This is a genomic window from Prevotella sp. S7 MS 2 (genome assembly GCF_000762865.1).
Taxonomy (GTDB): Bacteria; Bacteroidota; Bacteroidia; order Bacteroidales; family Bacteroidaceae; genus Prevotella.
Genome location: NZ_JRPT01000065.1, coordinates 1 through 1,153 on the forward strand (window position 1 = coordinate 1; position 1,153 = coordinate 1,153).

Genomic DNA, 1,153 nt, shown 5'->3' on the forward strand with positions numbered 1-1,153 from the left:
TGGTTCTAGCACCACCAACATTACAATACAAAAATATGAACCCAAAAAGGCTACAACATATACTGATGTTCCTCACATGCTTGGCCGTGATGCTCGCAGTGACCGTAAGACGCGATGGAAAATTGCTCGGCCACGCGCTCAATAACGGTTATCAACAACAGGCAAAAGCAGTATCAACCGATACACTGCGTCAATTACAGGATGGTACATACATCATCAACACCACCCAACTAGGCAAAGACGTCCTTGGTTATGGCGGTCCTGTACCTCTAGAAATATATATCAAAGACGGGAAAGTACAGAAAGTCATCGCACTGAACAACTCCGAATCAGAAGATTTCTTTGCCGAAGCATCCAAACTCTTGACCTATTGGAACGGCAGAACAACCAAAGAGGCACTCACCATGAAGGTAGATGGAGTGAGTGGAGCCACTTATTCCTCGCGTGCCATCATCACTAATATGCGACTAGGACTGCAATATGCGGCCAAAAACACAAGCAAAACAAACCTTTGGGAGAAGATGGATATGTCGTGGAAGTATGCCGCCGGGCTCGTCGTCGTACTCATGGGAGCTATCATTCCACTATTTTTCAGGAACAAGAGATACCACACATTCCAACTCATCCTCAACGTCATTGTACTAGGATTTTGGGGTGGTACGTTCATCAACTACTCGCTCATCATGGGCTATTTGGCCAATGGCATCGACATATGGACCTCGCTCGTGCCGCTCATTATGCTCATTACGGCTTTCATCTATCCGTTCTTTGGCAAGAAAAACTATTACTGTAACCATATTTGTCCATGCGGTTCTATGCAAGATTTAGCCGGAAAAGTGACACATAAGAAATGGAAAATGTCAAAACAGACGGTCAAATGGCTCACCTCTTTCCGTCAAATACTATGGGCTGTTCTTATGGTCATGATGTTCATCGGAGTCGGTTTCAGTTGGATGGATTACGAAATTTTCGCGGCGTTCATCATCCAATCAGCATCTTGGATAGTATTGGTATTAGCCGCCATCTTCCTCGTTCTCGCCATCTTCGTGCCTCGTCCCTATTGCCGTTTCGTTTGTCCCACAGGCACATTGTTTAAGATAGCAGAGGGAGCTAAATAAATAACAAACGCAAATCGGGGGCATCCACAGTTGTG

Annotated in this window: 1 protein-coding gene; it reads left to right on the forward strand. The window is 45.3% G+C overall.

What is annotated here, in order from left to right; genetic code table 11:
- The first annotated feature begins 35 nt into the window (after positions 1 to 35).
- The gene (locus tag HMPREF0671_RS09765) at positions 36 to 1,118 is read left to right on the forward strand and encodes a 4Fe-4S binding protein (protein ID WP_036900035.1); all 1,083 of its coding nucleotides are present in this window, start codon (positions 36 to 38) and stop codon (positions 1,116 to 1,118) included.
- Positions 1,119 to 1,153: the final 35 nt, after the last annotated feature.

Coding starts and splice junctions, on each gene's coding strand:
- HMPREF0671_RS09765 (WP_036900035.1), top strand. CDS start 36: ATGAACCCAAAAAGGCTACAACATATACTGATGTTCCTCACATGCTTG.